The 1,199-nt window shown below is 35.5% G+C and carries 1 protein-coding gene; it reads left to right on the top strand.

The window, feature by feature from the left end; translation table 11 throughout:
* Positions 1–346: 346 nt before the first annotated feature.
* Positions 347–598 (top strand): hypothetical protein, encoded by a 252-nt coding sequence (locus tag BQ7314_RS01815; RefSeq protein ID WP_174481998.1) that lies wholly within the window; start codon positions 347–349, stop codon positions 596–598.
* The last annotated feature ends 601 nt before the right edge of the window (positions 599–1,199 follow it).

The following is a 1,199-nucleotide window of genomic DNA, read 5'->3' as shown; positions in this document are numbered from 1 at the left end:
TAAATAAAGTTTATGAGTTGCATCATTATAATTCTTAAATTGAACTTGCCTAAATTAATTTGTGCTCATTCCTTACTCTAGTGGAGACTCAAAAAAAAATGCCTAAAGAGCTACCTAATGACCTACTGATGTTTACATTTCCTGAACAATTAGGAAGGTCTTCTATGTTCTGCTACCCTGGCTGGTGGCGAAGTTTTACATATGCTGTGAAGATTGCCCAGTTGTACGGTTTTGACAAAATTATTCATATCGAATCAGATGCTTATGTATGTAGTCAGCGACTTTCTGACTACATACATAGTATTAATTGTGGCTGGACAGAGCATTATGGTCGGATCATTATTTTATGCCAGAGACTGCGATACAAGTGATATGTAAAGATGCATTTAAGGAGCTAGAGTATTTTGTCAATAGAGGTGATGAGTTTTTTCAAAATAGCAACACTGCTGCAGAATATATTTTGCCATTCAGAAAAATCGAGAGTCGGTTTAGTGGAGACCGCTATTGGCCTTTAAGTAATAATCATCAAGTTAGCATTGAGCACTTTGATTATTTGACACAAGTCCGGTCAGACTGGGATTTTCGTTCGGACTTCTAATGTCTTTTATTGTGTCTTCAAGAAAGTGAGTTAGATGAAAGAAATTGTATGACTTTTGAATAATGATGGTAAATAATCCCAATGCTATTTAATTCCTACATATTTATATTTATTTTTTTACCAATCAGCTTAATTGACTTTTTTGTCATTGGGAAAAGAGGGTATCATCGAATAGCAACTGTATGGTTGGTGGGCGTGTCTCTTTTTTATGGCTGGGGGAATCCTGCTTATTTAGGGTTAATCATTCTTTCAATGTTGTTTAATTATGCAATAGGCGTTTCACTGTCTTCAGGAAGTGAAGGTGCACCTAGAAAAAATCTTCTGATATAGTGCAATTTATTGTAAGCTTGTATAGTATCAACTGAAGTTTCCCAATAATTGGAAAGCTAACTGTAGCAATACATAGGATTGTGCGGTTATTCGTTGGAGTTGAGTGCACGACGGGGCAAACTTATTAATAAATACCTCTACCTGTCGATGTACCCCCATAAAAATTGGGAAACTTCAGTAGTATCAAAATTATATGTCCTGAATTCGTATAATAAGTGCATAACCTCTGAAAGTAACGGATAGCAATACACTGGTTGAATTGAGACAAGAC

This window comes from methanotrophic endosymbiont of Bathymodiolus puteoserpentis (Logatchev), assembly GCF_900128525.1.
Taxonomy (GTDB): Bacteria; Pseudomonadota; Gammaproteobacteria; order Methylococcales; family Methylomonadaceae; genus Methyloprofundus.
The sequence above is the reverse complement of the archived record's forward strand: the minus strand, read 5'-3'. Positions and strand labels throughout refer to the sequence as shown.

What these genes read in the sequence shown, in the direction of transcription:
- BQ7314_RS01815 (WP_174481998.1), top strand. Translation starts at nt 347, where the DNA reads ATGCCAGAGACTGCGATACAAGTGATATGTAAAGATGCATTTAAGGAG.